The organism is Corynebacterium sp. ACRPJ, from assembly GCF_022347345.1.
GTDB classification, from domain to species: domain Bacteria; phylum Actinomycetota; class Actinomycetes; order Mycobacteriales; family Mycobacteriaceae; genus Corynebacterium; species Corynebacterium tuberculostearicum_D.
The window spans coordinates 150,090-172,173 of sequence record NZ_JAKRNC010000004.1; the positions used below are offsets into that span (position 1 = coordinate 150,090).

22 protein-coding genes are annotated in these 22,084 nt (G+C 60.5%); 11 read left to right on the plus strand and 11 right to left on the minus strand.

Going from position 1 to position 22,084, the window contains the following annotated elements; genetic code table 11:
• Window positions 1-77 precede the first annotated feature (77 nt).
• From MHY08_RS04580 to MHY08_RS04600, 5 genes are all read right to left on the minus strand, one after another.
• A complete protein-coding gene (locus MHY08_RS04580) occupies window positions 78-1,544 on the minus strand; it encodes a S1C family serine protease (RefSeq protein ID WP_239235560.1) in 1,467 nt (488 codons plus the stop codon).
• Between the two features lie 109 nt (window positions 1,545-1,653).
• Window positions 1,654-3,069, minus strand: coding sequence for a HAMP domain-containing sensor histidine kinase (locus MHY08_RS04585; protein WP_239194387.1), 1,416 nt, complete (start codon window positions 3,067-3,069; stop codon window positions 1,654-1,656).
• 140 nt (window positions 3,070-3,209) lie between these two features.
• Entirely contained in the window at window positions 3,210-3,908 is a 699-nt protein-coding gene (locus MHY08_RS04590) for a response regulator transcription factor (RefSeq protein WP_239194385.1), read from the minus strand.
• A gap of 165 nt (window positions 3,909-4,073) precedes the next feature.
• Window positions 4,074-4,247: a 50S ribosomal protein L32 gene (rpmF, locus tag MHY08_RS04595; protein ID WP_005279913.1), complete on the minus strand. Its 174-nt coding sequence runs from the start codon at window positions 4,245-4,247 to the stop codon at window positions 4,074-4,076.
• Window positions 4,248-4,262: 15 nt separating this feature from the next.
• Window positions 4,263-4,532: a type B 50S ribosomal protein L31 gene (locus MHY08_RS04600; protein WP_005323793.1), complete on the minus strand. Its 270-nt coding sequence runs from the start codon at window positions 4,530-4,532 to the stop codon at window positions 4,263-4,265.
• Between the two features lie 473 nt (window positions 4,533-5,005).
• On the opposite strand from MHY08_RS04600, the gene rpmB reads away from it, so the two are divergent.
• From rpmB to MHY08_RS04630, 6 genes are all read left to right on the plus strand, one after another.
• Window positions 5,006-5,242: a 50S ribosomal protein L28 gene (gene rpmB, locus MHY08_RS04605; RefSeq protein ID WP_005279911.1), complete on the plus strand. Its 237-nt coding sequence runs from the start codon at window positions 5,006-5,008 to the stop codon at window positions 5,240-5,242.
• Between the two features lie 2 nt (window positions 5,243-5,244).
• On the plus strand, window positions 5,245-5,409 hold the full coding sequence (rpmG, locus tag MHY08_RS04610; protein WP_005279910.1) for a 50S ribosomal protein L33: 165 nt from the start codon (window positions 5,245-5,247) through the stop codon (window positions 5,407-5,409).
• Window positions 5,410-5,412: 3 nt separating this feature from the next.
• Window positions 5,413-5,718 carry a 30S ribosomal protein S14 gene (gene rpsN, locus MHY08_RS04615; protein ID WP_005279906.1) on the plus strand — a complete coding sequence of 102 codons (306 nt, stop codon included), beginning with the start codon at window positions 5,413-5,415 and terminating at the stop codon, window positions 5,716-5,718.
• Window positions 5,719-5,733: 15 nt separating this feature from the next.
• Window positions 5,734-5,988: a 30S ribosomal protein S18 gene (gene rpsR, locus MHY08_RS04620; RefSeq protein WP_005279904.1), complete on the plus strand. Its 255-nt coding sequence runs from the start codon at window positions 5,734-5,736 to the stop codon at window positions 5,986-5,988.
• Between the two features lie 241 nt (window positions 5,989-6,229).
• On the plus strand, window positions 6,230-7,009 hold the full coding sequence (locus tag MHY08_RS04625) for a putative nucleotidyltransferase substrate binding domain-containing protein (RefSeq protein ID WP_239235562.1): 780 nt from the start codon (window positions 6,230-6,232) through the stop codon (window positions 7,007-7,009).
• A 102-nt stretch (window positions 7,010-7,111) separates the two neighbouring features.
• The gene (locus MHY08_RS04630) at window positions 7,112-7,828 is read left to right on the plus strand and encodes a TetR/AcrR family transcriptional regulator (protein WP_204609795.1); all 717 of its coding nucleotides are present in this window, start codon (window positions 7,112-7,114) and stop codon (window positions 7,826-7,828) included.
• 16 nt (window positions 7,829-7,844) lie between these two features.
• On the opposite strand, the gene MHY08_RS04635 is transcribed toward MHY08_RS04630, so the two are convergent.
• From MHY08_RS04635 to MHY08_RS04655, 5 genes are read right to left on the minus strand one after another with little or no spacing between them, the layout of a single operon-like run.
• Window positions 7,845-8,477: a hypothetical protein gene (locus MHY08_RS04635; protein WP_204609797.1), complete on the minus strand. Its 633-nt coding sequence runs from the start codon at window positions 8,475-8,477 to the stop codon at window positions 7,845-7,847.
• Window positions 8,478-8,501: 24 nt separating this feature from the next.
• Window positions 8,502-9,449, minus strand: a complete 948-nt coding sequence (locus MHY08_RS04640) for a hypothetical protein (RefSeq protein WP_239194381.1) — start codon at window positions 9,447-9,449, stop codon at window positions 8,502-8,504.
• A 15-nt stretch (window positions 9,450-9,464) separates the two neighbouring features.
• Complete coding sequence (gene purH, locus MHY08_RS04645; RefSeq protein WP_239235564.1) at window positions 9,465-10,997, minus strand: bifunctional phosphoribosylaminoimidazolecarboxamide formyltransferase/IMP cyclohydrolase; 1,533 nt, start codon at window positions 10,995-10,997, stop codon at window positions 9,465-9,467.
• 27 nt (window positions 10,998-11,024) lie between these two features.
• Window positions 11,025-11,633, minus strand: a complete 609-nt coding sequence (gene purN, locus MHY08_RS04650) for a phosphoribosylglycinamide formyltransferase (RefSeq protein WP_239194430.1) — start codon at window positions 11,631-11,633, stop codon at window positions 11,025-11,027.
• Between the two features lie 22 nt (window positions 11,634-11,655).
• Entirely contained in the window at window positions 11,656-13,326 is a 1,671-nt protein-coding gene (locus tag MHY08_RS04655; RefSeq protein ID WP_239235567.1) for a DUF6350 family protein, read from the minus strand.
• A gap of 412 nt (window positions 13,327-13,738) precedes the next feature.
• Between MHY08_RS04655 and MHY08_RS04660 the strand changes: the two genes are divergently transcribed.
• Entirely contained in the window at window positions 13,739-14,488 is a 750-nt protein-coding gene (locus MHY08_RS04660; RefSeq protein WP_204609803.1) for a M23 family metallopeptidase, read from the plus strand.
• 652 nt (window positions 14,489-15,140) lie between these two features.
• Window positions 15,141-15,899 (plus strand): M23 family metallopeptidase, encoded by a 759-nt coding sequence (locus tag MHY08_RS04665; RefSeq protein ID WP_204609805.1) that lies wholly within the window; start codon window positions 15,141-15,143, stop codon window positions 15,897-15,899.
• Here MHY08_RS04665 and pcrA read toward each other — a convergent pair.
• The gene (pcrA, locus tag MHY08_RS04670; RefSeq protein ID WP_239235570.1) at window positions 15,896-18,421 is read right to left on the minus strand and encodes a DNA helicase PcrA; all 2,526 of its coding nucleotides are present in this window, start codon (window positions 18,419-18,421) and stop codon (window positions 15,896-15,898) included. The genes MHY08_RS04665 and pcrA overlap by 4 nt on opposite strands.
• A 97-nt stretch (window positions 18,422-18,518) precedes the next feature.
• Between pcrA and MHY08_RS04675 the strand changes: the two genes are divergently transcribed.
• The 3 genes from MHY08_RS04675 (at window position 18,519) to pgi (ending at window position 21,960) form a co-directional block, all read left to right on the plus strand.
• Window positions 18,519-18,842 (plus strand): chorismate mutase, encoded by a 324-nt coding sequence (locus MHY08_RS04675; RefSeq protein ID WP_005323805.1) that lies wholly within the window; start codon window positions 18,519-18,521, stop codon window positions 18,840-18,842.
• 47 nt (window positions 18,843-18,889) lie between these two features.
• Window positions 18,890-20,236, plus strand: coding sequence for a Na+/H+ antiporter family protein (locus tag MHY08_RS04680; protein WP_239194202.1), 1,347 nt, complete (start codon window positions 18,890-18,892; stop codon window positions 20,234-20,236).
• Between the two features lie 86 nt (window positions 20,237-20,322).
• On the plus strand, window positions 20,323-21,960 hold the full coding sequence (gene pgi, locus MHY08_RS04685; RefSeq protein WP_239235572.1) for a glucose-6-phosphate isomerase: 1,638 nt from the start codon (window positions 20,323-20,325) through the stop codon (window positions 21,958-21,960).
• The last annotated feature ends 124 nt before the right edge of the window (window positions 21,961-22,084 follow it).

Consider the following 22,084-nt stretch of genomic DNA (forward strand, 5'->3'; position numbering starts at 1 on the left):
TTAAGTTAAGGCAATACGGCCTTGTGGCGGGGTGAGGTACGGCGCATTCAGCACCTAATGAGGTCTTGCACAGTAATTTACTCGCCTGAGAGGGTTACCTCTACCTGACGGGTTTCTTCCGAGTCTTCGCGGGTAACCTCCAAGGTCACCGTCGCACCAAAGTCTTGCGATCGCGCCGCCGCAATAAGCGCATCGGCGTTTTCAATCAGGCGATCGTTGACGCGGGTGACAATGTCGCCATCCTTTAAGCCCGCCTTATCTGCCGGGCCGCCCGACTCTACCTCGGCGATGCGGGCACCATTGCCGTCGTCGCGCGCTAGCACCTTCACGCCAAGGGTCGGGTGAGAAACTTTGCCGTCATTGATGAGCTCATCTGCCATTCGCTTGGCAAAGTTGGATGGAATGGCAAAGCCCAAGCCAATGGAGCCGCCCTCGCCGGAGGAACTATTAGACAGCGAAGCAATCATGGAGTTCATGCCCACGATATTGCCGTCTCGATCCACCAACGGACCGCCCGAGTTGCCAGGGTTTACTGCGGCATCGGTCTGAATGGCGTCAATCAATGAAGATTCGCCGCCTTCCTGGGAAGCGCGAACGGGACGGTTCTTTGCCGATACGATACCGGAGGTCACGGTCGCGTTTAGCCCCAAAGGAGAGCCCACGGCCACTACCTCTTGGCCCACAGCAACGGAATCGGAGTCACCGAATTGCAAGAAGGGCAGGTCTTTGACGTCCTTGATTTTCACGATGGCCACGTCCGTATTCGCATCCGAGGCCACCACCTCAGCATCATGCTTACTGCCGTCATTCATGGTCACCTGCATCATGCCACCGTGCTCAGCACCGGCAACCACGTGGTGGTTGGTCAAAACATAGCCGTCTGGGGAGATGACAGAACCAGAGCCTTCAGCGCCACCAGTACGAGTCATCGTCTGGATAGAAACCACCGAGGGCAAAACCTTGGAGGCAACTTCTTCAACGGAACCCTGCTCCGGTTCCTTACCGGTGCTATTGTTCGCCGGCTCAGCCTTAAGGGCTTCATTGACCACGGAGGTATCGTTATTGCCTCCCCCGGAACTCATGCCGACCACAGCGCCGGCGATCGAGCCTGCGGCGATGGCAGCGACGGCCGCCAGAGCGGTGGCGGCGCCCAAGCCAATTTTCTTCTTTTGCTCCGGCTGCGGAGGCAGCGGGGTGACCATCGGGCCTTCCTGTCCCTGACCGCTAAAGTTTTGGGCCTGTGGGGCATTCGGATAGGGCCCCAGCGAACCTAGCGTTCGCTGGTCATTGCCTTCAGCACCGCCGCGCGGTTGATTCCAGCCTTGCGAATAGGAGCCGGTCTCTTGTGCCTGCGCGCCAGCGTCGCTGTGAAGACCAAATCCGTCACTGTAGGGGCCAGCGTTGCCAGCCACGGCATCTTGCTGGTTGGTTTCTCCAAAGTTCGGACCACCCTGAACCGGATCGGCCCTACCCGGGCCTTCCTGGGACGCTCCCTCCGGGGAGTTCCCATCAAAGCCTCGGTAATCGTCATTCCTCATGTTCATGAGAAAACTATGCCTCACTTCGCTTGGTCAAGACTGATACTGATCTGCCAACCTACTAGGAATTCCTGAAAGGTTGCTGTATTACCTCACCAGTATAAACGCTTGTACGCTAGCTCTGATTAAACCAGCGCTGCGCAAAGATTTCACCGCGGTCGATCGAGTCTTCCTTACCACCCGGCAGCCCCTCTTGCGGCTCTGCCAAACCGTCCACGAAAATCTCCCCCGTCACAGGCTTGCCCGGCAAGATGATTTCCATGCGGGTACCACCATCATTAGACTCGCGGATCTTGATGGTGCCATCGTGACGTTCAATCACCGATTTCACAATGGCCAAGCCCAAGCCCGAGCCCGGCATGGAGCGCGCTTCTGCCGAACGATAGAAGCGCTCAAAGACCTTCTCCCTTTCCTCCGGTGCAATGCCAGGCCCGGAGTCATCAAAGCGCAGGCGCACCTCGTGGGTGGATAGCTGCTCCATAGACACGCGCACCGTGCCAGTAGCCGGCGACCACTTAGCCGCATTATCCATAAGATTAAGCGTGGCACGGCCCAATGCGAAGGGGTCGCCGTCCAGCTCCCACGGGATAAAGCGCACCAAGAACTCCACATCGGGACGGCGGCGGCGCGCACGCTCCAGCGAAGCCATCATGACTTCACACAGGTCCACCGGCTCCGGTTCGCGCTCATTGCCGTCCTCACGCGCCAAATCAACGAGGTCTCCAATCAAGGTGGAGAGCTCATTCATCTGGGACATGACGTCATCTTCGAGGTCCCTGCGGTCTTCATCGCTCATACCAAAGCCACCACCGGCCCGATTGAGCATCATCAAAAGCTCAATATTGGTACGCATAGAGGTCAGCGGGGTTTTCAGCTCGTGCCCGGCATCGGCTACGAACTGAGACTGCTGCGAACGGGATTCCTGCAGCGCCTCCAGCATCTGGTTAAAGGAGGTGGTCAACTGCGCCATCTCGTCGTTATTAGAGACCTCAATAGGGCGCAGGTCGTTGGTCTGCGTCACGTAATCCACCGCTCGCTTCAGCCGGGCGATGGGTTGCATACCGGTTTTGGACACGATGAGGCCTGCAAAAATGGCGAGCACGATGCCAAGGGCAACGATAATCAGTAGCACCGTGCCCAAGATGGCGATGAGCTCTTGCGTAGGAGCGAGAGACTGAGCGACGACCACGGTAGAACCAAGATCATGACGCTTGGCCAGCACTCGCTCGCCGCCCACGGTACGCACGGAAGTTTCCGTGTAATCCTCCGTCCGATGGAAGTCCCCGCCCACAGGAATGGTGTCGCCGTAGGAAAAGCTCATGGAGGGCGGTGATAGGGCTACGCGGGTGCCAGGGTTATAGGACTTAAAGTCCTCGATCTCCTGGTCCACGTTATCCATGAACCGTGGATCCTGGCTTTGCCGCAACAAGACATCGGCCTTGGCCTCCAGGCGGTCGTCGACGGAGGCAGTAAGGGACAGAGAAACTACCCAATACGTTGCCAACGTCATCAAGGCAACGGCTACGGCCACCACAAGGCCCGTAACAGTAGCAAGGCGCCACCGCAGTGGCGCCCGTGAAGCCCAACTCCCCTGAGGCTCAGAGAACTCGGTAAGAGGGGTGGACTGTACTTTCCCGGAAGCCACCGCAGGGGAAGCGGGCTTCCTTAAAATCACGGATTAGACCCCCTCAAGACATACCCCACGCCACGGACGGTGTGGATGAGGCGAGCATCGCCCTCGCCCTCCGTCTTCTTACGCAGGTAGCCGATATAGACCTCGAGAGCATTGCCGGAGGTAGGGAAATCGTAGCCCCAGACTTCTTCCAGGATCTTGCTGCGAGAGAGAACCTTGCGGGGATTTTCCATCAGCAGTTGCAGCAGCGCGAACTCGGTACGCGTCAAGGAAATGGCCCGGCCACCGCGGCTGACTTCGCGGGTATCGGCATCAAGTTCAAGGTCCTCGAAGCTCAGCTTGCTTTCCACTGGGGCTTCAGCTGCGATGGAATCTGCGGAGGCGCGGCGCACCAAGGAGCGCACACGGGCCAAGAGCTCCTCCAATGCGAACGGCTTCGGCAGGTAGTCATCTGCGCCGGCATCAAGGCCAGCCACTCGGTCCGAAACACCATCGCGCGCAGTCAGAACGAGGATCGGACGGTCCCAGCCCTCACTGCGCAGGGTGCGGCACACCTCAAGGCCATCCATGTTGGGCATCATGACGTCCAAAATAAGCAATTCGGGATTCTCAGCGCGCACCGTCTCCACGGCCTCCAAGCCGTCGTTAGCGGTCAGCACTTCGTAGCCGTTAAAGCGTAAGGAACGGCGTAGCGATTCGCGGACGGCTTGTTCATCATCCACCACAAGGATTTTCATAGTCCTAATTATTACTTATGGCAGTCAACTTCATGAAGTTAAGGGAAATATTTACCCCCACAGTCCCCCAAATACGGTTAAAACATGCTTATAGGACGCTTCTAAAGCTAAAAATCCCCGCCCAGCCCTCTAATCGAGAGCGGACGGGGAGATTAAAGAGCGAGCTTAGAACTGCTCTACGTCAACCAGACCCAGCTTGGCAGCCTTAACCAGGCGGCGCGGGATGCGGACGGTCTGGCCGTCGATGGTGACTTCCTGGAGGGCCACATTGTCAGCCTTCCACTGGGAACGGCGTGCGTGGGTGTTCGCACGGGACTTCTTAAACTTAGGAGTTGCCATTTTCTACTCTCCTCCTTACGCGTTCTTCTTCTTGCGGCGAGCCATGCCACCGAAGCGCTGGTTGAAGCGCTCGACGCGGCCGGCGGTATCCATAACGCGCTGTGCACCAGTCCAGAACGGGTGGGACTCAGCGGTAACGTCAACGACGATCAGTGGGTACTCGTTGCCGTCTTCCCACTCAACGGTGCGGTCGGAGGAAGCGGTGGACTTGGTCAAAAAGGAGTGACCGGTACCAGCATCACGGAAGACTACCGGGTGGTAATCCGGGTGAATATCTTTCTTCATATATATTCCCTCAGGGTTGGACTACGGGTCGGTTCCACGCCCCTAGCGTGGATCGTGCCCGAGTTGGGACGTACAAATTTCACTCTGTTAACCGCGCGCCGCGTGGCACGGGTCAACAACCTGAATTATCCTACAGTCAACTGACCCATATACGAAATCCCCGACCAGCAGCGACCACTCATTTCACTCACGTTTCTTGCGCCACGCTAAGCGACGCCCCACAGGCAAACACCACCCCAGCACGGCAAATGGCCCACTTGCCGCAGCAAGGCAGCGATTAGGTAATTCGCGTCCGAGGCTGTAAGATTTCCCCTTGCTGTTGTCAAAATATACGTTTTACGCCCCGTCTACTGGTGTTTGACGATGGCGCCGCACCCGCTCACACCTCACTTTTGAGCACTGCCACCCTCACACGGCAGTCGGCGCTTCATTGTCTATAGCCATGATGTGGGCGGCTAGGAGAAAGAAGACCCATGTCGGCTATTTGCCAGGTAACGGGCCGCAAGCCGGAATTCGGCAAGCAGGTCTCGCACTCGCACCGCCGCACTTCGCGCCGTTGGAACCCCAACGTGCAGCGTCGTCGCTACTACCTGCCCTCTGAGGGCCGTACCATCACCCTGAATGTTTCCACCAAGGGCATGAAGATCATCGACCGCGATGGCATCGAGTCCGTTGTGGCTAAGATTCGCGCACGTGGGGAGAAGATTTAAGTATGGCACGTAACGATATCCGCCCAATCATCAAGCTTAAGTCCACTGCGGGCACCGGTTACACCTACGTGACCCGTAAGAACAAGCGCAACAACCCGGATCGCATCACCTTGAAGAAGTTCGATCCGATTGCCCGCAAGCACGTCGAATTCCGCGAGGAGCGATAATCAATGGCTAAGAAGTCCAAGATCGCCAAGAACGAGCAGCGCAAGGAAATCGTCGCCCGCTACGCGGAGCGTCGCGCTGAGCTCAAGAAGATCATCAAGAACCCGAACACCCCGGATGAGGAGCGTCTAGAGGCTCAGTTCGAGCTGAACCGCCAGCCTCGTGACGCTTCCCCAGCCCGCGTACGTAACCGTGACGCTGCCGATGGCCGCCCACGCGGTTACCTCCGCAAGTTCGGCCTGTCCCGTGTCCGTATGCGCGGCATGGCTCACCGTGGTGAGCTGCCGGGCGTTCGTAAGTCCAGCTGGTAAAGGGGTAATTGCACAATGGCTAATAAGCGCAATAACCAAAAGAAGTTCCGTATGGAGCAGAGCCGTCGCCCAAAGAAGAACCCTTTGAAGGCTGAGGGCATCGAGAAGGTGGACTACAAGGACACCAAGACTCTGCGTCTGTTCATCTCGGATCGTCACAAGATCCGTTCCCGTCGCGTCACCGGTCTGACCCCGCAGCAGCAGCGTCAGGTTGCTACCGCAGTCAAGAACGCACGCGAAATGGCTCTCCTGCCGTTCACCACCCGCTAAACAGTAGCTGGGTATCAACAGCGCACTTTTGCCGCTGGCAAGTGTGACACGGTAAAAGAACCATAAGCTTTCGCCGCCTCCCTCCTCGAGGGCAGGCGGCGAAAGTCGTTTTAGCCCTCCCATCCCTTCCACTCGACCCACATGCCCGGATCACAGAACCGAAGTGTTAGATTGAAAGCATTCGTGCACCCCGCAGCCGGCGGGGAGGCATCGGCCCCGCACTAGTGAAAGGCAGTGAGCAATGGCCCTGCACCAATCCCTACTCGATCTTTCCGAGCTCGCCCCGCACTGCCAGTCCCGCGCTACGGCCCGCGGACTGCTCGAAGAGGCCCAAGATATTTTGCGCAATGCGGTCGCCCACCAGGACAATGAGATTGAATTGGCCTACTGGTATTCCCGGCTGATTACGGATATTGTTCGCTCTCCTGGGGTCAACTCCCCGGTCCGCCTTACCGGCGCTGCCTCCCGCGGCGACCAGCTGCCGTCCATGCCTGTGGAGTGGATGGGCCAGGATGACGACCTCCAAGAGGTCTTCGCCGATGTCGGTCTCCAAGCTCACGGAGCCGCCGATTCCATCGCCGCGCGCGTCGACGCCGGCCTGCCCCTTGGAAACGGCGGGGAACAAGCGCTACTGGAAGAAGCCTTGGGCCAGCGCCCTCCTGCCCTCAAGATGGTCGATGGCCTGCCGGACCGCGATGCCGCGGTGGATATCAAGGCCACACTGCTCTCCCCCATTGCAGCTATCGCGCGCTGGGCGGCACCGGGGCCGCGCCCGACGGTGGATCGGCTGGCGATTGGCGTGGAACGCGATCTCCTCAGCGGCGCAGACGCAGAGTCGTTGGACCTAGCGTGGCGCACCGGTTATGCGTTAGAGTTGCGCCGTTGGTACGAGGGCGTTAGCGATCGCCCGGCCACGCTGCGCGATCTTCCGCCGCTGGACCGCACCGCTTATGGTTCTGCGTGCCGCATTGTCTCGGCGGCGTTTGAGTCTATTGCCCGTCGGGCGGAAGAATATAAATAGTCTCTACGGTGCGGATTCGGAAGCAGTACCTAGTCGGGCATAAGATTGTACAGTTGGTTATTAAAAGTGAATTCTCTTTTGTGAAAGGAGTCGTCCCACCGCATGGCAGGCAATGTCGGTAGGCCGCGCAAACACAGTCCGCGGCGCAGGGGCAATAGCGCCCGTGAGGAGATTTTGGACGCCTCCTCCGAGCTTTTCACTACTCAGGGTTTTGCTACCACGTCCACGCACCAGATTGCAGACGCGGTAGGCATCCGTCAGGCGTCGCTGTACTATCACTTTCCGTCCAAGACGGAAATCTTCCTGACGCTGCTCAATTCCACCATCGAGCCTTCCTTGGAGTTGGCCGATGAGTTGGCGGGCACCGACGCGGCCCCGGCACAGCGCCTGTGGTCTTTGGTCGCCGCAGAGTCGCGTCTGCTGCTCACCAGTGGCTGGAACGTGGGTCGCTTGTATCAGCTGCCGGTGGCTAATTCTTCAGAGTTCTCCGAGTACCACGAGTCGCGCGACCGCCTGCAGAATCATTTCCGCTCCACCGCCGCAGCCATTGTGGGCGAGGATGACCCCCGCGTGGAGCTGCCCTTCCACATCGCGCTGTCTGTTATTGAAATGCGCCCCAATAACGGCACCCCGCCGTTCGACGCTTCCCAGTCGGTTCCGGAGACTGCTGCCATGCTTGCCGACGCCGCCTTGGCCGTCCTCGGCGCCTCCGTCCCCGACAATGCCGAGGAAACTACTTTGGAGTTGCTGAAGAATCGCAACGACTCCATCTCTGCGGCCGCCGCCGCAGCGGCCGACCGCAAGAAGAAGTCGCGCTAGCCCCTCGTTTTCCGCGTTAGCGCTGCCACGACTCCGTGAATTCGCCCGTGGCGGCCAATCCGCCGCCCTCGCGCACGCTTACGCCACTCGGCGTCACCACAATGATCGACGGATCCGCATTGACGTAGTAGTTATTGCCGTCTTGGGTAACGTCACCCGATTCAAACTGGCCATCAAACATCGACGAGCGATAGAACTTGTAGCCACCTCCGGTCTCGCAAATGATAACCCTGCCGTCGGGACCAGAACCGGCAAACAGGGCGCGTTCAAACCGGTTGCAACTTGCGTAGCCACCATCGAGCCATCCGTGCCCATTGAAATCAGAAATATAGTTTCCTTCACCAGACTTCTGACCCCCACCGGTGGAAGACGGGGCCTCCTGCTTTTCCGTCTGCGTGACCGTGACTACCGGCGGTTCCTCCGGGGCTTCCTCTTCCTTGGTTACGGTCTCTTGCGCGGGCGTGGATTCCTCGGCGTTCTCCTCTTCTTTGTCGGAGTTATTGACCGTGGTCATTCCGCTGCCCTTACCTTTGAAGCTCGGGGCGGATTCGTCCGAGGAGTCGCTGCAACCGCTCAGCGCGAGGCTGGCGGCCACGAGCGGGAAGAAGCCTGCGGCGATAAGCGGGCGGAGGCTTAAGCGAGAAGTCATGAGTTTTCCTTTCTACTGACAGGCTTAGCAGGCAGGGCTGGGCCACTGGGTTTCGGCCTGCGCTAGGGCTTCGGCCATGGAGGTAAGCACCGTTTGGGTGGAGGCGTACTGGCCATCAGGAGACGAGGCGATTAGTGCCACGGCGACGTCGTGCCCGCCCAGCTGCACAATGCCCATCTGCCGCACGTCGTAGGCGCCGGCGGGGCTCGGGCCCCAGCCGCCCTTCATCAAGGCGCCCGGCAAGGTGCGCAGGCCGTAGGCTTGGGCGGGATCGGCGACCCCCATGGCGTCGATAATCGGCTGGGCTCCCTCAACGCAACGCACCCCGGCCATGAACTTTGCTTGGTTGCCCACGCTCCACATGGTTTGGCCAAAGGCCGTAAATTCCGGCCGGGTGACCTGGGATTGAACCTGGGTGGCGGTATCGCCCGCCTCCGCGATGACGCTTTGCGCGGCCTGCGCGCCAGCGGTCCCCTCCCCTAGCCCCGCCCACGCGGCCTTGGCGGCCTCGTTATCGGAGTAGGTGATTGCAGAGGAAACCAGCTGGCTATCGGCCGCACCCATGCGATTCGCCGCGATGAGCACAGGCACCTTGGAGGTTGACCACGCGGCCTCGGGAGCGGTGCGCCCCGCTTCAATGGTGGTCGTGCCATCGGATACGGCGATGCCCACATCGCCGTGTTCGGCCACGATGCGGTCAAGCACGGCTTGGACGTCACTGGAAGGGGCCGCGGCCGATGGCTCCGAGGAAGAGGCGGGCGCAGACGAGGCGGCCGGCGCTGCGGATGAGGCCGCGGGCGCTGCGGACGTGCTCTCTTTTCCGTAGAGGGGATCGGCCGTGCCGCGGGCCTCGGTATTGACAAAGGTAGGGGAATTATTCGCCGCGTCCTCGTCGCCGCAGGCGCTTAGGGTGAGCGCGCAGGCGATAAGGGCGGCTGCCGGGCCCCAGGCCCGGCGGATAGGGAATGTCATGGCATTTAGCTTAGGCTAGTGCGCGAAGTGGCGGGTACCGGTCAGGTACAGGGTGACGCCGGCTTCCTTTGCAGCAGCGATGACTTCTTCGTCGCGGATGGAGCCGCCGGGCTGGACAACGGCCTTAACGCCGGCGTCGAGAAGCACCTGCAAACCATCGGCGAACGGGAAGAAGGCGTCAGAAGCGGCGAAGGAGCCCTCGGTGCGGTTGGCACCATCGGCCAAGGTGTTGGCGCGCTCGACGGCCAGCTTGGCGGAGTCAACGCGGTTAACCTGTCCCATGCCCACGCCCACGGTGGCATTGTCCTTGGCCAGCAAGATGGCATTGGACTTCACCGCGCGCACGGCGCGCCAGGCGAACTCGAGCTCAGCCAAGTCGGACTCGTTGAGGGCCTCGCCCGCAGCCAGGGTCCAGTTGGCCGGGTTATCGCCCTCGGCCTGGTAGGTGTCTGGCTCCTGGGTGAGAACGCCGCCGGAGATGTACTTGCGCTCCTCGTGCTGGTCTTCGTGCTCTGCCTGCAGCACGCGCAGGTTCTTCTTGGCCTTAAGCACCTCGATGGCACCATCCTCATAGGAAGGCGCGACGATGACCTCGGTAAAGATCTCCTTTACCTGCTCGGCCATCTCTACGGTGACCTCGCGGTTGACGGCAATCACGCCGCCAAAAGCGGACATTGGGTCGCACGCGTGGGCGGCGCGGTGGGCGGCGGCGATGGACTCCTCGGACACGGCAATGCCGCATGGGTTGGTGTGCTTGATAATCGCAACGCAGGGGCGCTCGTGGTCCCACGCGGCGCGCCACGCGGCATCCGCATCCTGGTAGTTGTTGTAGCTCATCTCCTTGCCATTGAACTGGGTGGCATTGGCAAGGCCCTTGGAGCCGATGCGGGTGACGGTAGCCGCCTGGTGAGAGTTCTCGCCGTAGCGCAGCGGGGTGGTTTGGCCCTCCTCGCTGAGCTGATCCACGAACCAGGCGGAGACGGCCGCATCATAATCCGCGGTGTGCAGGAAGGCATCGCGGGCCAGGCCACGGCGCTGCTCTAGGGTGAAGCCACGGTTGTTCACGGCCTCCACGGCTTCACCGTAGCGGGAAGGATCTACCACAACGGCGACAGACGGGTGGTTCTTGGCGGCTGCGCGCACCATGGATGGGCCGCCGATATCAATCTGTTCCACACAGCCATCAAAGTCCGCGCCCGAAGCCACGGTCTCGCGGAAGGGATACAGGTTGACCACGACGAGCTGGAAAGGCTCTACCTCGAGCTCGGAGAGCTGGTTGAGGTGATCTTCCTTGCGGGTATCGGCCAGGATGCCGGCGTGCACGCGCGGGTGCAGCGTCTTAACGCGGCCTTCCAAGCACTCCGGGAAGCCGGTGAGCTTTTCTACCGGAGTGACCTCGATGCCTAGGTCCGCGATCTTCTTCGCGGTGGAGCCGGTGGAGACGATTTCCACGCCTGCCTTATCAAGGGCGCGGGCTAGATCCTCCAGCCCGGTCTTGTCGTACACGCTGATAAGGGCGCGCTTTACCTGCTTGCGGTCTTCGCTCATGAGGAGGATTAAGCCTTTCGAAAAGTCTTAGTCTGCGAGTTGAATAGATAGTTTCTCGTCGTGGACGTTAGCTGCACGCAGCACCTCCACGATGAGGTCGCGCTCTACTTGTTTAATACGCTCGTGGAGGGTGGACTCGTCATCGTCCGCATTGATGGCAACGGGGCGCTGCGCGATGATGGAGCCGGTATCCACGCCCGCGTCCACAAAGTGGACGGTAGAGCCAGTGATCTTCACGCCATAATCTAGGGCGTCGCGCACCGCGTGCGCTCCCTTGAAGGCAGGCAGAAGCGCCGGGTGGGTATTGATGGTGCGGCCTTCGAAGCGGTCCAGGAATTCCTGGCCCAGGATCTTCATAAAGCCCGCAGAAACAACAACGTCTGGCTGCGCAGCATCTACTGCGTCAACCAGACGTTGATTCCATTCGGCGCGATCCGCCCCCAGCGCCACGACCTCGGTATCAATCCCGTGGTCCTGTGCGCGCGAAATACCGTGGCATTCCTTATCCGCCACCACCTTCATTACCTGGTAGTGCCCGGCTTGGGCATCCACGATGGCTTGCAGCAGGGAACCCGTTCCAGAAACGAGCACCACCACTCGGAGGCGTTCAGAGTCAGCGGTATAGCGCGGAGGCATCGGTGAAGTCACGCGCTATAGCCTAGCCCCTCTCCCCCTCCTCGGGGGAATCTTCGCTTGAGGAGTCCTGCTCGCTCTCCCCCATTTGGTCCTTGAGCTGTTGGCTCAGCGGCTTGGCGACGCCCCTTTCATCGCCCTCCTTAGCCTCTTCCGGCCGCTCCGCTACTTCGTCGGCTGGAGTGCCCTCTTCTTTCTGCTCTTCTTCCGGTTCCTCCGCGGCCGCGTCAGGTGCAGTATCTTCGGGCTCGTCCTCGACTACCTCGGCGTCAACGATTTCCGGATCGGTGATGGGCTCTCGCTCCGGTTCGGTGGGAGCCTCGTCGGCATCGGCAGCGGGTTCGTCGGCGTATTCATCGGCGGGGGCCGCACCGGGTGCCGTGCGGGCCGCACGCCAGGCCACGAAGGCGAAGCCAGCAGCAACGGCGCAGCCAACGACGGCCATCCACAGGGCGGTGAGGCCTGCGGCGGTCCACAGCTGCGGGCCGGTCGCGCCGTAGTAGCCAAGGTCACCGCTGACGAGGTAGCAGGCAACCAGCATGATTACTGCGGAAGCCACCGTAGCTACTAGTACGTCCTGAAAGCTCGGGCGCTTCTTGTACAACGAGTAAATTGCGGCGCCGAGGGGGACGATCAATAGCGCCACCGCCCAGCTGGGCGAGGATGCTGGAATGCCGCCGGTAATCGGCAGCGGCGGCAGCGGCACGAGGTGGGCGCTAAAGAGGCTCGCCGAGCCTTCGCCTACGGAAAACTCCGAGCCCACCAATACCGCCGCGGTGCTCACGATGGCATTGGGAATGTAGAGCACGCTCAGCAGCACGAGTCCGGCAATGCCTAAGCCGGAGATCGTAGGATAGTCATTCATCATCTCGCCCTGGCGGGAGACATTGGCAAGGAATACCACCGCGAAGACTGCGGCTGCGCCAATGGCCAGGTATGCGAGATAGCGAAGGGCGATCTGGGTGGCGTCGACAAGCGGGCGCGGCACTCCGTAACGCTTGGCCAACGCCCGCCACAAGCGCCACCCCATGCCGGCCGCCATGGCGGCCAGATGCAGAACAATAACGCGCAGCAACGCCTCCGCCAGATTAGGCGGAGAAACGTCATAGACCTTGCCCGCATCCCACAGCATCAGCCACGCGATGATGGTAAATACCACCGGCACGCCAAGCACGCAGGCCAAAAGAGTAAGCAAGTCCTTGACGCTAACCTTGTGTTTTACCGCGCTGCGCACCCGAACCGCCACCACCGCGGCAAGGATAAGCGCTGGCAAGGCCGGCAAGAAGGAAATATGCACATCAGCCGCAGAGACCGGGGCGAGGTTAAAGACCATCCAGGTCTCCGCCACGATGGTGTACCACCACGCCATGGGAGAGCCGGTGAGCATGAGACCGCCAAGCGCGATGGCCATAATGATAAGGACAATAACCACATTGGGCACTGCCGCCGTAATGAGCATGCGGCGAATGCCCCCGGCTTTGGTCAACGGCGCGGGGGTACGGCGCGCCTTGGCCTTGGAGCCGGCCTTGCGAGCGACGCGCTGCGCCGATCCAGAGGACTGGCGTGAGCCACTGGGATGAGGCGCGCGTGGGGTGCGCTGCGCGCGCACCATACGGCCCCGCGCCTGGCTACGCGGGCGGGGCGTTGACCGAGATTGGGGGCTGGTGTTTTTGTTCATCGGCGTCCACTTTGCCACCTTCCGGAAGTGAAATCGGGGTGGCGCGACGAGGCGCTCGCAAAATCACCGGCGGCAACCCCTGTACCTGGGCTACACAAATATATAAGGAGTTTAAAATCTACCCTGGTTTCACACCCTTAACTCTGGCTGTAATACTATTGAAGGCAAAGGCCGCTAGTTTTGCATGACGCACGCGGAGATCGCGTGGGATCTTTATCGCACTAACATTATTCTGGGGCCACATGTTGCCTGCTCGTGGACAATTTCCCCGAGAGGGGCCTGAAAGTTTCTTAATTTGGGTTGCTGTTATCTTTTCGAGACGCTACTGTTACATCTCGTTGGTAACAAGAAGGTCACAATCTCGTAACTAACTCGGCGGGGACGTAACACCCGTTCTGCGCAGATTGTGAAAATGACGAAAGAAGACCTAATGCGAAGCAAAGTTCAGCGTGGCGCCGGCCGCCATCGCAAGATTGTCACCTCGCAGACCGCGAAGGGCCGCATTGCCGTAATGACGGTTGCGGCAGGTGCAGTTTCCACCGCCGGCGTTGGTGGCGCAGCCGCCGCAAACATCCAGTCCGATGACGCAGCCACCACCAAGACGCAGTCCGTTGACTTCGAGCTCGCCTCTGACTCCACCCAAGTTGAGGATGCCGCTGCGAATCCTGTTGATACCACCCCGCAGATCCTCAACGTTGCCGAGGCAAAGCCAGTTGCCGATCTAACCGATCAGCTCAATAAGGCCATCCAGGCTTCTGAAGAGCGCGCCGCTGCCGACGAAGCTGCTCGCGCACCGTCCGTAGCTCGCCCGGCCGAGGGCGCATTCACATCCCCATTCGCTATGCGCTGGGGCACCTTCCACAAGGGCATCGACATCGCCAACTCTCCCGGCACCCCAATCCTTGCCGTCATGGACGGCACCGTCATCGACTCCGGCCCAGCTTCCGGCTTTGGCCAGTGGATCCGCATCATGCACGATGACGGCACCATGACCGTCTACGGCCACATGCAGACCCTTGACGTTGCCGTGGGCGAGCACGTCCACGCCGGCCAGAAGATCGCTGGCATGGGCTCGATGGGCTTTTCCACCGGCTCCCACCTCCACTTCGAAGTTCACCCGAACGGTGGCGAGGCAATCGATCCGCAACCTTGGCTGGCTGAGCGCGGCATCGATATCTAAAGAGCCGCACACCGACTACCTTCTTGTTGAGCGCTGCAGAGAACTTCTCTGCAGCGCTTTGTCATGCCCACAGATACTCTCCCGTCACCTAGTGCACTCGCCCGGAAGATAGGATTGCATCAACTGCGCTCCAGACCGCCCCAAGGGCGCACTACACCGCGCTTGGCGCCGCCTGAGTACTCCGCTGCCACTAGCGAACACAGCACCAGCTAGACCCTCACCACGACCCCATAAAGGCGCCAGAAGCACATTCAGGCAAGTCCAGTGCGCAGACTTGTCGCAGGTGAGTGGATATTTTTAGCTTGCAGCCGCCGATACCGCACGAGACGGCAGCCCCAAGCCTTGGGCGCCACCCCCAAGGTCCACCCCCAGACCCTAAACCAGTACTTTACAGACGCCACTCCAATCACATTGGTAACACGCGCAACAAGCTGGCATGTTCGAATAATTTCGAATTATTTCCACCTCTACCAGCGTTTTTTAAGATTGCGCGGGCCGTTCGGGCGGGCTAACTTTTAACTCGTTGCCACAAGCGATTTCGGACGCAAGCATTTCAGCTTTCGGCGTGTCGCGGTTGGCAGTTGCAAGACGCCGCCCTCACTAGGGCACAAGCGTCCCGAGACCATGCACAGCCATGAAAAGGACTTAAGATATGAAGCGCATGAACCGCGCACGCAAGAACGTGGCGCTGAGCATCGTTACACTCGGCACCGTACTTGCTACCGGCACCACCGCTTTTGCTGCAGAGCCAGTGGCTAGCGTGGACGTATCGGACGGCTCCTCCGAGCCCACCGCTACCAATGTAGATAACGCCGGAGTGGTCGACGCCCTTGTTGGCCTAGCCACCACCTCGGTTGGCCTGCTCAACGGCGAGGCTACCCCGCAGGTAGATGGAAACGAATCCGGCGGAGTAAATATCGTCTTGGATCCTGGTTCTGTACCGGGATTGAAGGAAGCATTCGCTCCACAGGGAAATCACTCCGGACTCACCACGAAGCGCGGCAAGGACTCCGCGGGCAATACCGTGGTCTTTCCTACCTCCGGCACACTTACTTCTGGCTTTGGCCAGCGTTGGGGCACGATGCACAACGGAATCGACGTAGCTAACCCGGTGGGCACCCCGATTCACGCGGTTATGGACGGCACCGTCATCAACTCCGGCCCAGCGCAGGGCTTTGGCAACTGGATCCGCATCCAGCACGATGACGGAACCATCTCCGTCTACGGCCACATGCCGGCAGACCAGCTCAAGGTAAATGTGGGCGAGCGCGTGACCGCGGGGCAGGAAATCGCCGGCATTGGCAACGAGGGCCACTCCACTGGCCCGCACCTCCACTTTGAGATTCACCCAGGCGGAGGCGCCCCCGTTGACCCAGTTTCCTGGTTCAACGAGCGCGGCATTTCGGTCTAAAGCTTTTCCATCGGCACTCCGCCGATGAGCATCAGCCGGACCTTACCGGAAGAACCAAAGTCCACGGTGACCGTGGCGCGCTTGCCGGAGCCGGACGTCTCAATGACAGTTCCGAGCCCGTACTTAGCGTGATTGACGCGGTCACCCACGGCTAGGTTGAGGTTATTGTTCTTAGGCATCGAGGTCGCCGCCGGCTTGCTGGTGCGCTGCGATGGGGAAGACGCAGCGCGCCCTGCACCGCGCGCCCCAGACCTGGAACCACCACTGCCCCACCCGGACCAATCGCGGCCGTAGGAGCGACCATATTGGTAGTCGTCCTCGCCCCACGCTCCGGTCAGGGAGCTATCGGAGTCTTCGCGCCGCCAGTTGATGAGGTCTTCTGGGACCTCGCCGAGGAAGCGGCTGGCGGGATTAGTCACCGGATTGCCCCACGCCGAGCGCAAAATGGCGCGGGTAAGATACAACTGCTCGCGAGCGCGGGTAATACCTACATAGGCGAGGCGGCGTTCCTCGCTTAATTCCTTCGGGTCACCCAGTGAGCGCATATGCGGGAATTGGCCATCCTCCCAGCCGGTCAAAAAGACCACGGGGAACTCAAGACCCTTTGCGGTGTGCAAAGTCATCATGGTGACCACACCAGTCTCGGAATCAGGGATCTGGTCAGCATCAGCCACCAGCGATACCTTTTCCAGGAATGCCTGCAGCGAACCGGGCGCGGCTTCGCCCTCCTCTACTAGCTCGGAGGGGTCCACTGCATCCGCACCGGAGGCGGCAAGCTGGTTGGCCGCCTCCGAGGTGAATTCGCGAGCCACCGATACCAACTCGTTCAAGTTATCTAGGCGGGCACCGTCCTGCGGGTCATTCGAATTTTCCAATTCCGCCTTGTATCCCGTGGCATCCAAAATGGCGGAAAGCAGCTCGCCCAAATCCGGTTGGCCGGTAACCTCATCGCGCATGGACGGGATCTGATTGCGGATACCCTCCATCATGTCGTTGAATTTGGTTACTGCGTTAATGGCCCGGGTGCCAAGGCCAGGGACGTCGCCCCGAGGGACATCGGCAAGCGCCTTGCCAAAGCTAATGCCGTGGTTTTCCGCATGGAGGGCAATATGCCCCTGCGCCTTGTCACCAATGGCACGCTTGGGCACGTTGATGATGCGGCGCAGACTTACCGTATCGTCCGGGTTATCCAAGATGCGCAGGTAGGCCACCATGTCGCGGATTTCGCGCCGCTCATAAAAGCGCGTGCCACCCACCACCTTGTACGGAATTCCGGAGCGAATGAAGATATCTTCCAGCGCACGGGAGGCGTTGTTGGTGCGGTACATGACCGCGATATCGGAATAGCTGCGGCCCCTATCCGCCAAGGAGTCGATTTCAGAGGCGATGAAGCGCGCCTCGTCGTGCTCATTATCGGCAACGTAGCCTACGATCTGCTCGCCCTCACCGTGGGCGGTCCACAGGTTCTTCTCGCGGCGGTTCTCATTCTTGGCAATAACAGCATTGGCCGCGTTGAGAATGGTCTGCGTGGAGCGGTAGTTCTGCTCCAGCAAGATGGTGTGCGCCTGCGGGTAGTCGCGCTCGAATTCCTGAATATTGCGGATGGTGGCCCCGCGGAAGGCATAAATGGACTGATCGGAATCGCCCACGACGCATAGCTCCGGCGCATCCGGACCGAGCTCTCCCCTGCCCACGAGCGCAGCAACCAGCGCGTACTGGGCGTGGTTGGTGTCCTGGTACTCGTCGATAAGCACGTGCTTGAAGCGCCGGCGATAAAAATCCACCACCTGCTGGTGCTGGGTGAAAATCCGCACCACCTCACCGATGAGATCATCAAAGTCCACGGCATTGGCCGCGCGCAGGCGGCGCTGGTATTCGGCATAGACCTGGGCCACGGGGGTTTCAAATGGGTTCTTGGTCTGCTGCGCCTTTTCCAGTGCGGATTCGGGACCGATGAGCTCATTTTTGTGATTAGAAATCTGATTAGCCAGCACGCGCGGGGTGTACTTCTTCAGATCCAGCTGCATGTCCTTAGCAATCATGGACAATAGCCGGCGGGCATCATCGCCATCATAAATAGTGAAATTGGTATTAAGACCCGGCACCAGCTGCGCATTTTGGCGCAGGATGCGCACGCAGATGGAGTGGAAGGTAGATACCCACATGCGCTCTGCCACGGGGCCTACCAGCCCACCCACGCGCTCCTTCATTTCCGCGGCGGCCTTATTAGTAAAGGTAATGGCGAGGATCTCCCACGGATTTACCCCGCGATGGCGCATGAGATAGGCAATGCGGCGGGTAAGCACGGCGGTCTTGCCGGAACCGGCGCCGGCCACGATGAGCAGCGGGCTGCCCGAGTGGGTAACGGCCTCCAGCTGCTGTGGGTTGAGGCCCTCGGTCAAGGCATCGGGGGATTCGGATTGCGGGCTCGCTTCACGCGGTGCGCCGAAGCCGCCAAAGGGGCTAGGGTTCGAGGCACCGTCGGTGGACGGGGAAGGGCTAAAAGGAGAGTTTTCGTTCATAATGCCTTCCAACCTACTAGCCCCACCGGACACGCCCCGTATCCGCCGTGCGAGCTGCTATTTCCTTTTGCGCGGGCGGGTGGCACAATATGGTCTTATGACCGCAGAAGATAACAAGGACATCGTCGATAACGGCCTGGACATCCGCACGCCTTCGGGCACGGATGATCCCCTATCTGATGCGGAGATCCAACAGTATCGCGAAGAAATCAACCGCATGGACCGCATCATCTTGGATGCCGCTAAACGCCGCACGGAAGTCTCCCAGGCCATTGGCCGCACCCGCATGAACTCCGGCGGCACCCGCCTGGTCCACACCCGCGAGATCGCCATTTTGAATCAGTTCCGCGATGAACTCGGTGAGGAAGGACCCACCATCGCCTCGGCGCTGCTGCGCATGGGCCGCGGCCGGCTGGGTTAGCCGAATAATTACTGGCCAGCCGATACTATGCAGTACCCTGAATTAGCATGAATGCAGTTCTCGTCGCCGTCATTGTCATGCTCGTGCTCGCCCTCCTGCGCGTGCATGTGGTGGTAGCGCTCTTCCTAGGCGCCATCGTCGGCGGGCTCCTGTCGGGCATGGGGCTTGATGCCACCATGGTCGCCTTCCAAGACGGCTTGGGCGGCGGCGCCAAGATTGCCCTAAGCTATGCCCTCTTGGGCGCTTTTGCCATGGGCGTGGCCTCGGCCGGGCTGCCACAGGTCCTGGCTAACTTCCTCATCCGCAGGCTCGGCGGCAGCGGCGAAGCAGACCCTAAGACCGCCCTGGCCACCAAATGGATGCTCATCCTCGGGCTCATCGCCATGTCCGTGATGAGCCAGAACCTCATCCCAGTCCACATTGCCTTCATTCCGCTCATCATCCCGCCGCTACTTACGGTGATGAATAAGCTGCGCCTGGACCGCCGGCTGATTACTACCTGCCTGACCTTCGGCCTTATCACCACCTACATGTTCATTCCGGTGGGCTTCGGCTCCATTTACTTGAACGATATCCTGCTCTTTAATATCCAGCAGGCGGGGCTTGATACCTCCGATATCAATATCATGCAGGTCATGGGCGTGCCGGCGCTCGGTATGCTGGCCGGCCTACTCATCGCTATCTTCTTTAGCTACCGCAAGCCGCGCGACTATGAGAACCTGCCCATCACGGCTGAGGAGCACCAGGAAACCCCTTCCGCCTATAAGGTGTGGGTTTCCGTCGTGGCCATCATTGCCACCTTTGCGGTGCAGATCGTCATGCAGGCGCTCGACTTCGAATCCGATGGCCTCATGGTCGGCGCGCTGACCGGCCTGGGTATTTTGCTGCTTACCGGCGCGGTGGACTGGAAGCACGCGGACGATGTCTTTACCAATGGCATGAAGATGATGGCGCTCATCGGCTTCATTATGATCACCGCCCAGGGCTTTGCCTCGGTTATGACGGCCACCGATGAGGTCGGCCCGCTAGTCGATGCCACTGCCAACCTCTTTGGCACCAATAAGGTCCTCTCCGCCGGCGCGATGCTGGTGGTAGGCCTCGTGGTCACCATGGGCATCGGCTCGTCCTTTTCCACCCTGCCCATTATTTCCGTTATCTATGTGCCGCTGTGCATGTCGCTGGGCTTTAGCCCCGCGGCCACCGTGGCGCTTATTGGCACCGCAGGCGCGCTTGGCGACGCCGGCTCTCCCGCCTCCGATTCCACCCTCGGCCCTACCGCGGGCTTGGGCGCGGATGGCCAGCACGACCACATCCGTGACTCGGTTATTCCCACCTTTATTCACTTCAATATTCCGCTGCTTATCGCTGGCTGGGCAGGCGCGCTCATCCTCTAGAAGGCCCCGACGCGGTTGCCCTTTCTGGACTACGGTGGGAGGGGTACATGTTGCCAATGCGCTAGTTGCCAGAAAGGCCTACCACCATGGATATCACCGCATCTGCCCAGTGGAGCGAGCTCGCGAAGGTATATGAGGATAAAAGGGACCTCAACCTCCGCGAGCTTTTTGCCGCCGATGCAGACCGCGCCCGCAACTTCACCTTCGACGCCGCCGGTTTGCACGTCGATCTGTCGAAGAACCTGATCGACGGGGACATCGTCAAGCAGCTGGTTGAGGTAGCCAAGGCCGCCGACCTTGAGGCCCGCCGCGATGCCATGTTCGCCGGCGAGCGCATCAATAACACCGAGGACCGCGCCGTGCTGCATACCGCGCTGCGCATCCCGGCCGAAGATGACTTGAGCGTCGATGGCCAGGACGTTGCCGCCGATGTCCACGAGGTCTTGGGCCGCATGCGTGATTTTGCCACCGCGCTGCGCTCCGGCGCTTGGCTGGGGCACACCGGCCACACCATCAAAAAGGTGGTCAACATCGGCATCGGCGGCTCCGACCTTGGTCCGGCCATGGCGGCCAAGGCACTGCGTTCCTATGAGGTCGCTGGCATCTCCGCTGAGTTCGTCTCCAACGTTGACCCGGCCGATATGGCCGCCACGCTCGATGGCCTGGATGCAGAATCCACCCTATTCATCATCGCCTCCAAGACGTTTACCACTCAGGAGACGCTGACCAATGCGCACGCTGCGCGCCGCTGGCTCATCGAGCAATTCGATGGTGATGAATCCGCCGTGGCCAAGCACTTCGTCGCCGTGTCCACCAATGCGGAGAAGGTAGCCGAGTTCGGCATCGATACCGAGAACATGTTCCCATTCTGGAACTGGGTCGGCGGCCGCTACTCTGTGGATTGCGCCATCGGCTTGTCCCTCATGTGCACCATCGGCCCGATGGACTTCATGCGCTTCCTCGAGGGCTTCCATGCCATGGACGAGCACTTCCGCACCGCACCGCTGGAAGAAAACATCCCCGCGCTCATGGGCCTCCTTGGCGTCTGGTACACCAACTTCTTCGGCGCCCAGACTCACGCCGTGCTGCCCTATTCGCAGGACCTCGGCCGTTTCCCGGCCTACCTGCAGCAGCTGACCATGGAATCTAATGGCAAGTCCGTGCGCCGCGACGGCACCGCGGTCACCGCCCCGTCCACCGGCGAAATCTACTGGGGGGAGCCGGGCACCAATGGCCAACACGCCTTCTTCCAGCTCATGCACCAAGGCACTCGCCTCATCCCGGCGGACTTTATTGGGTTCGCCCGCCCGAAGCAGGACTTCCCCACCGCCGATGGCTCCGGGTCCATGCATGATCTGCTCATGGGCAACTTCTTTGCGCAGACCAAGGTGCTGGCCTTTGGCAAGACCGCTGAGGAAATCGCGGCCGAGGGCGTTGACGAGGCCGTCGTGCCGCACAAGGTCATGCCGGGCAACCGCCCGACCACCACCATCCTGGCTGAGGAGCTGACCCCCGCCGTGCTCGGCGCGCTCATCGCCCTCTACGAGCACATCGTGTTCACCCAGGGCGTCATCTGGGATATCAACTCCTTTGACCAGTGGGGCGTGGAGCTGGGCAAGCAGCAGGCCAATGACTTGGCCCCAGCCGTCTCCGGCGCTGCGGCCGCCGACTCCGGCGACCAGTCCACCGATGAGCTCATCGGTTGGTACCGCTCCAACCGCTAAAGGCTCACTTTTAGCCGCGTTATCCCCTCCCACCCACTCGGCGGAGCGGATAACGCGGCCGCTTTTTGGCCTCGCTTGCCACACGGCTATGTAAAACAAGCACGTTCCGCCCAAAATCAGCGCG

Excerpts from the sequence above, each read along its gene's own strand:
- MHY08_RS04580 (WP_239235560.1), bottom strand. The coding sequence starts at position 1,544 with ATGAACATGAGGAATGACGATTACCGAGGCTTTGATGGGAACTCCCCG.
- MHY08_RS04590 (WP_239194385.1), bottom strand. The coding sequence starts at position 3,908 with ATGAAAATCCTTGTGGTGGATGATGAACAAGCCGTCCGCGAATCGCTA.
- rpmF (WP_005279913.1), bottom strand. The coding sequence starts at position 4,247 with ATGGCAACTCCTAAGTTTAAGAAGTCCCGTGCGAACACCCACGCACGC.
- MHY08_RS04600 (WP_005323793.1), bottom strand. The coding sequence starts at position 4,532 with ATGAAGAAAGATATTCACCCGGATTACCACCCGGTAGTCTTCCGTGAT.
- rpmB (WP_005279911.1), top strand. The coding sequence starts at position 5,006 with ATGTCGGCTATTTGCCAGGTAACGGGCCGCAAGCCGGAATTCGGCAAG.
- rpmG (WP_005279910.1), top strand. The coding sequence starts at position 5,245 with ATGGCACGTAACGATATCCGCCCAATCATCAAGCTTAAGTCCACTGCG.
- rpsN (WP_005279906.1), top strand. The coding sequence starts at position 5,413 with ATGGCTAAGAAGTCCAAGATCGCCAAGAACGAGCAGCGCAAGGAAATC.
- rpsR (WP_005279904.1), top strand. The coding sequence starts at position 5,734 with ATGGCTAATAAGCGCAATAACCAAAAGAAGTTCCGTATGGAGCAGAGC.
- MHY08_RS04625 (WP_239235562.1), top strand. The coding sequence starts at position 6,230 with ATGGCCCTGCACCAATCCCTACTCGATCTTTCCGAGCTCGCCCCGCAC.
- MHY08_RS04630 (WP_204609795.1), top strand. The coding sequence starts at position 7,112 with ATGGCAGGCAATGTCGGTAGGCCGCGCAAACACAGTCCGCGGCGCAGG.
- MHY08_RS04635 (WP_204609797.1), bottom strand. The coding sequence starts at position 8,477 with ATGACTTCTCGCTTAAGCCTCCGCCCGCTTATCGCCGCAGGCTTCTTC.
- MHY08_RS04640 (WP_239194381.1), bottom strand. The coding sequence starts at position 9,449 with ATGACATTCCCTATCCGCCGGGCCTGGGGCCCGGCAGCCGCCCTTATC.
- purH (WP_239235564.1), bottom strand. The coding sequence starts at position 10,997 with ATGAGCGAAGACCGCAAGCAGGTAAAGCGCGCCCTTATCAGCGTGTAC.
- purN (WP_239194430.1), bottom strand. The coding sequence starts at position 11,633 with ATGCCTCCGCGCTATACCGCTGACTCTGAACGCCTCCGAGTGGTGGTG.
- MHY08_RS04660 (WP_204609803.1), top strand. The coding sequence starts at position 13,739 with ATGCGAAGCAAAGTTCAGCGTGGCGCCGGCCGCCATCGCAAGATTGTC.
- MHY08_RS04665 (WP_204609805.1), top strand. The coding sequence starts at position 15,141 with ATGAAGCGCATGAACCGCGCACGCAAGAACGTGGCGCTGAGCATCGTT.
- pcrA (WP_239235570.1), bottom strand. The coding sequence starts at position 18,421 with ATGAACGAAAACTCTCCTTTTAGCCCTTCCCCGTCCACCGACGGTGCC.
- MHY08_RS04675 (WP_005323805.1), top strand. The coding sequence starts at position 18,519 with ATGACCGCAGAAGATAACAAGGACATCGTCGATAACGGCCTGGACATC.
- MHY08_RS04680 (WP_239194202.1), top strand. The coding sequence starts at position 18,890 with ATGAATGCAGTTCTCGTCGCCGTCATTGTCATGCTCGTGCTCGCCCTC.
- pgi (WP_239235572.1), top strand. The coding sequence starts at position 20,323 with ATGGATATCACCGCATCTGCCCAGTGGAGCGAGCTCGCGAAGGTATAT.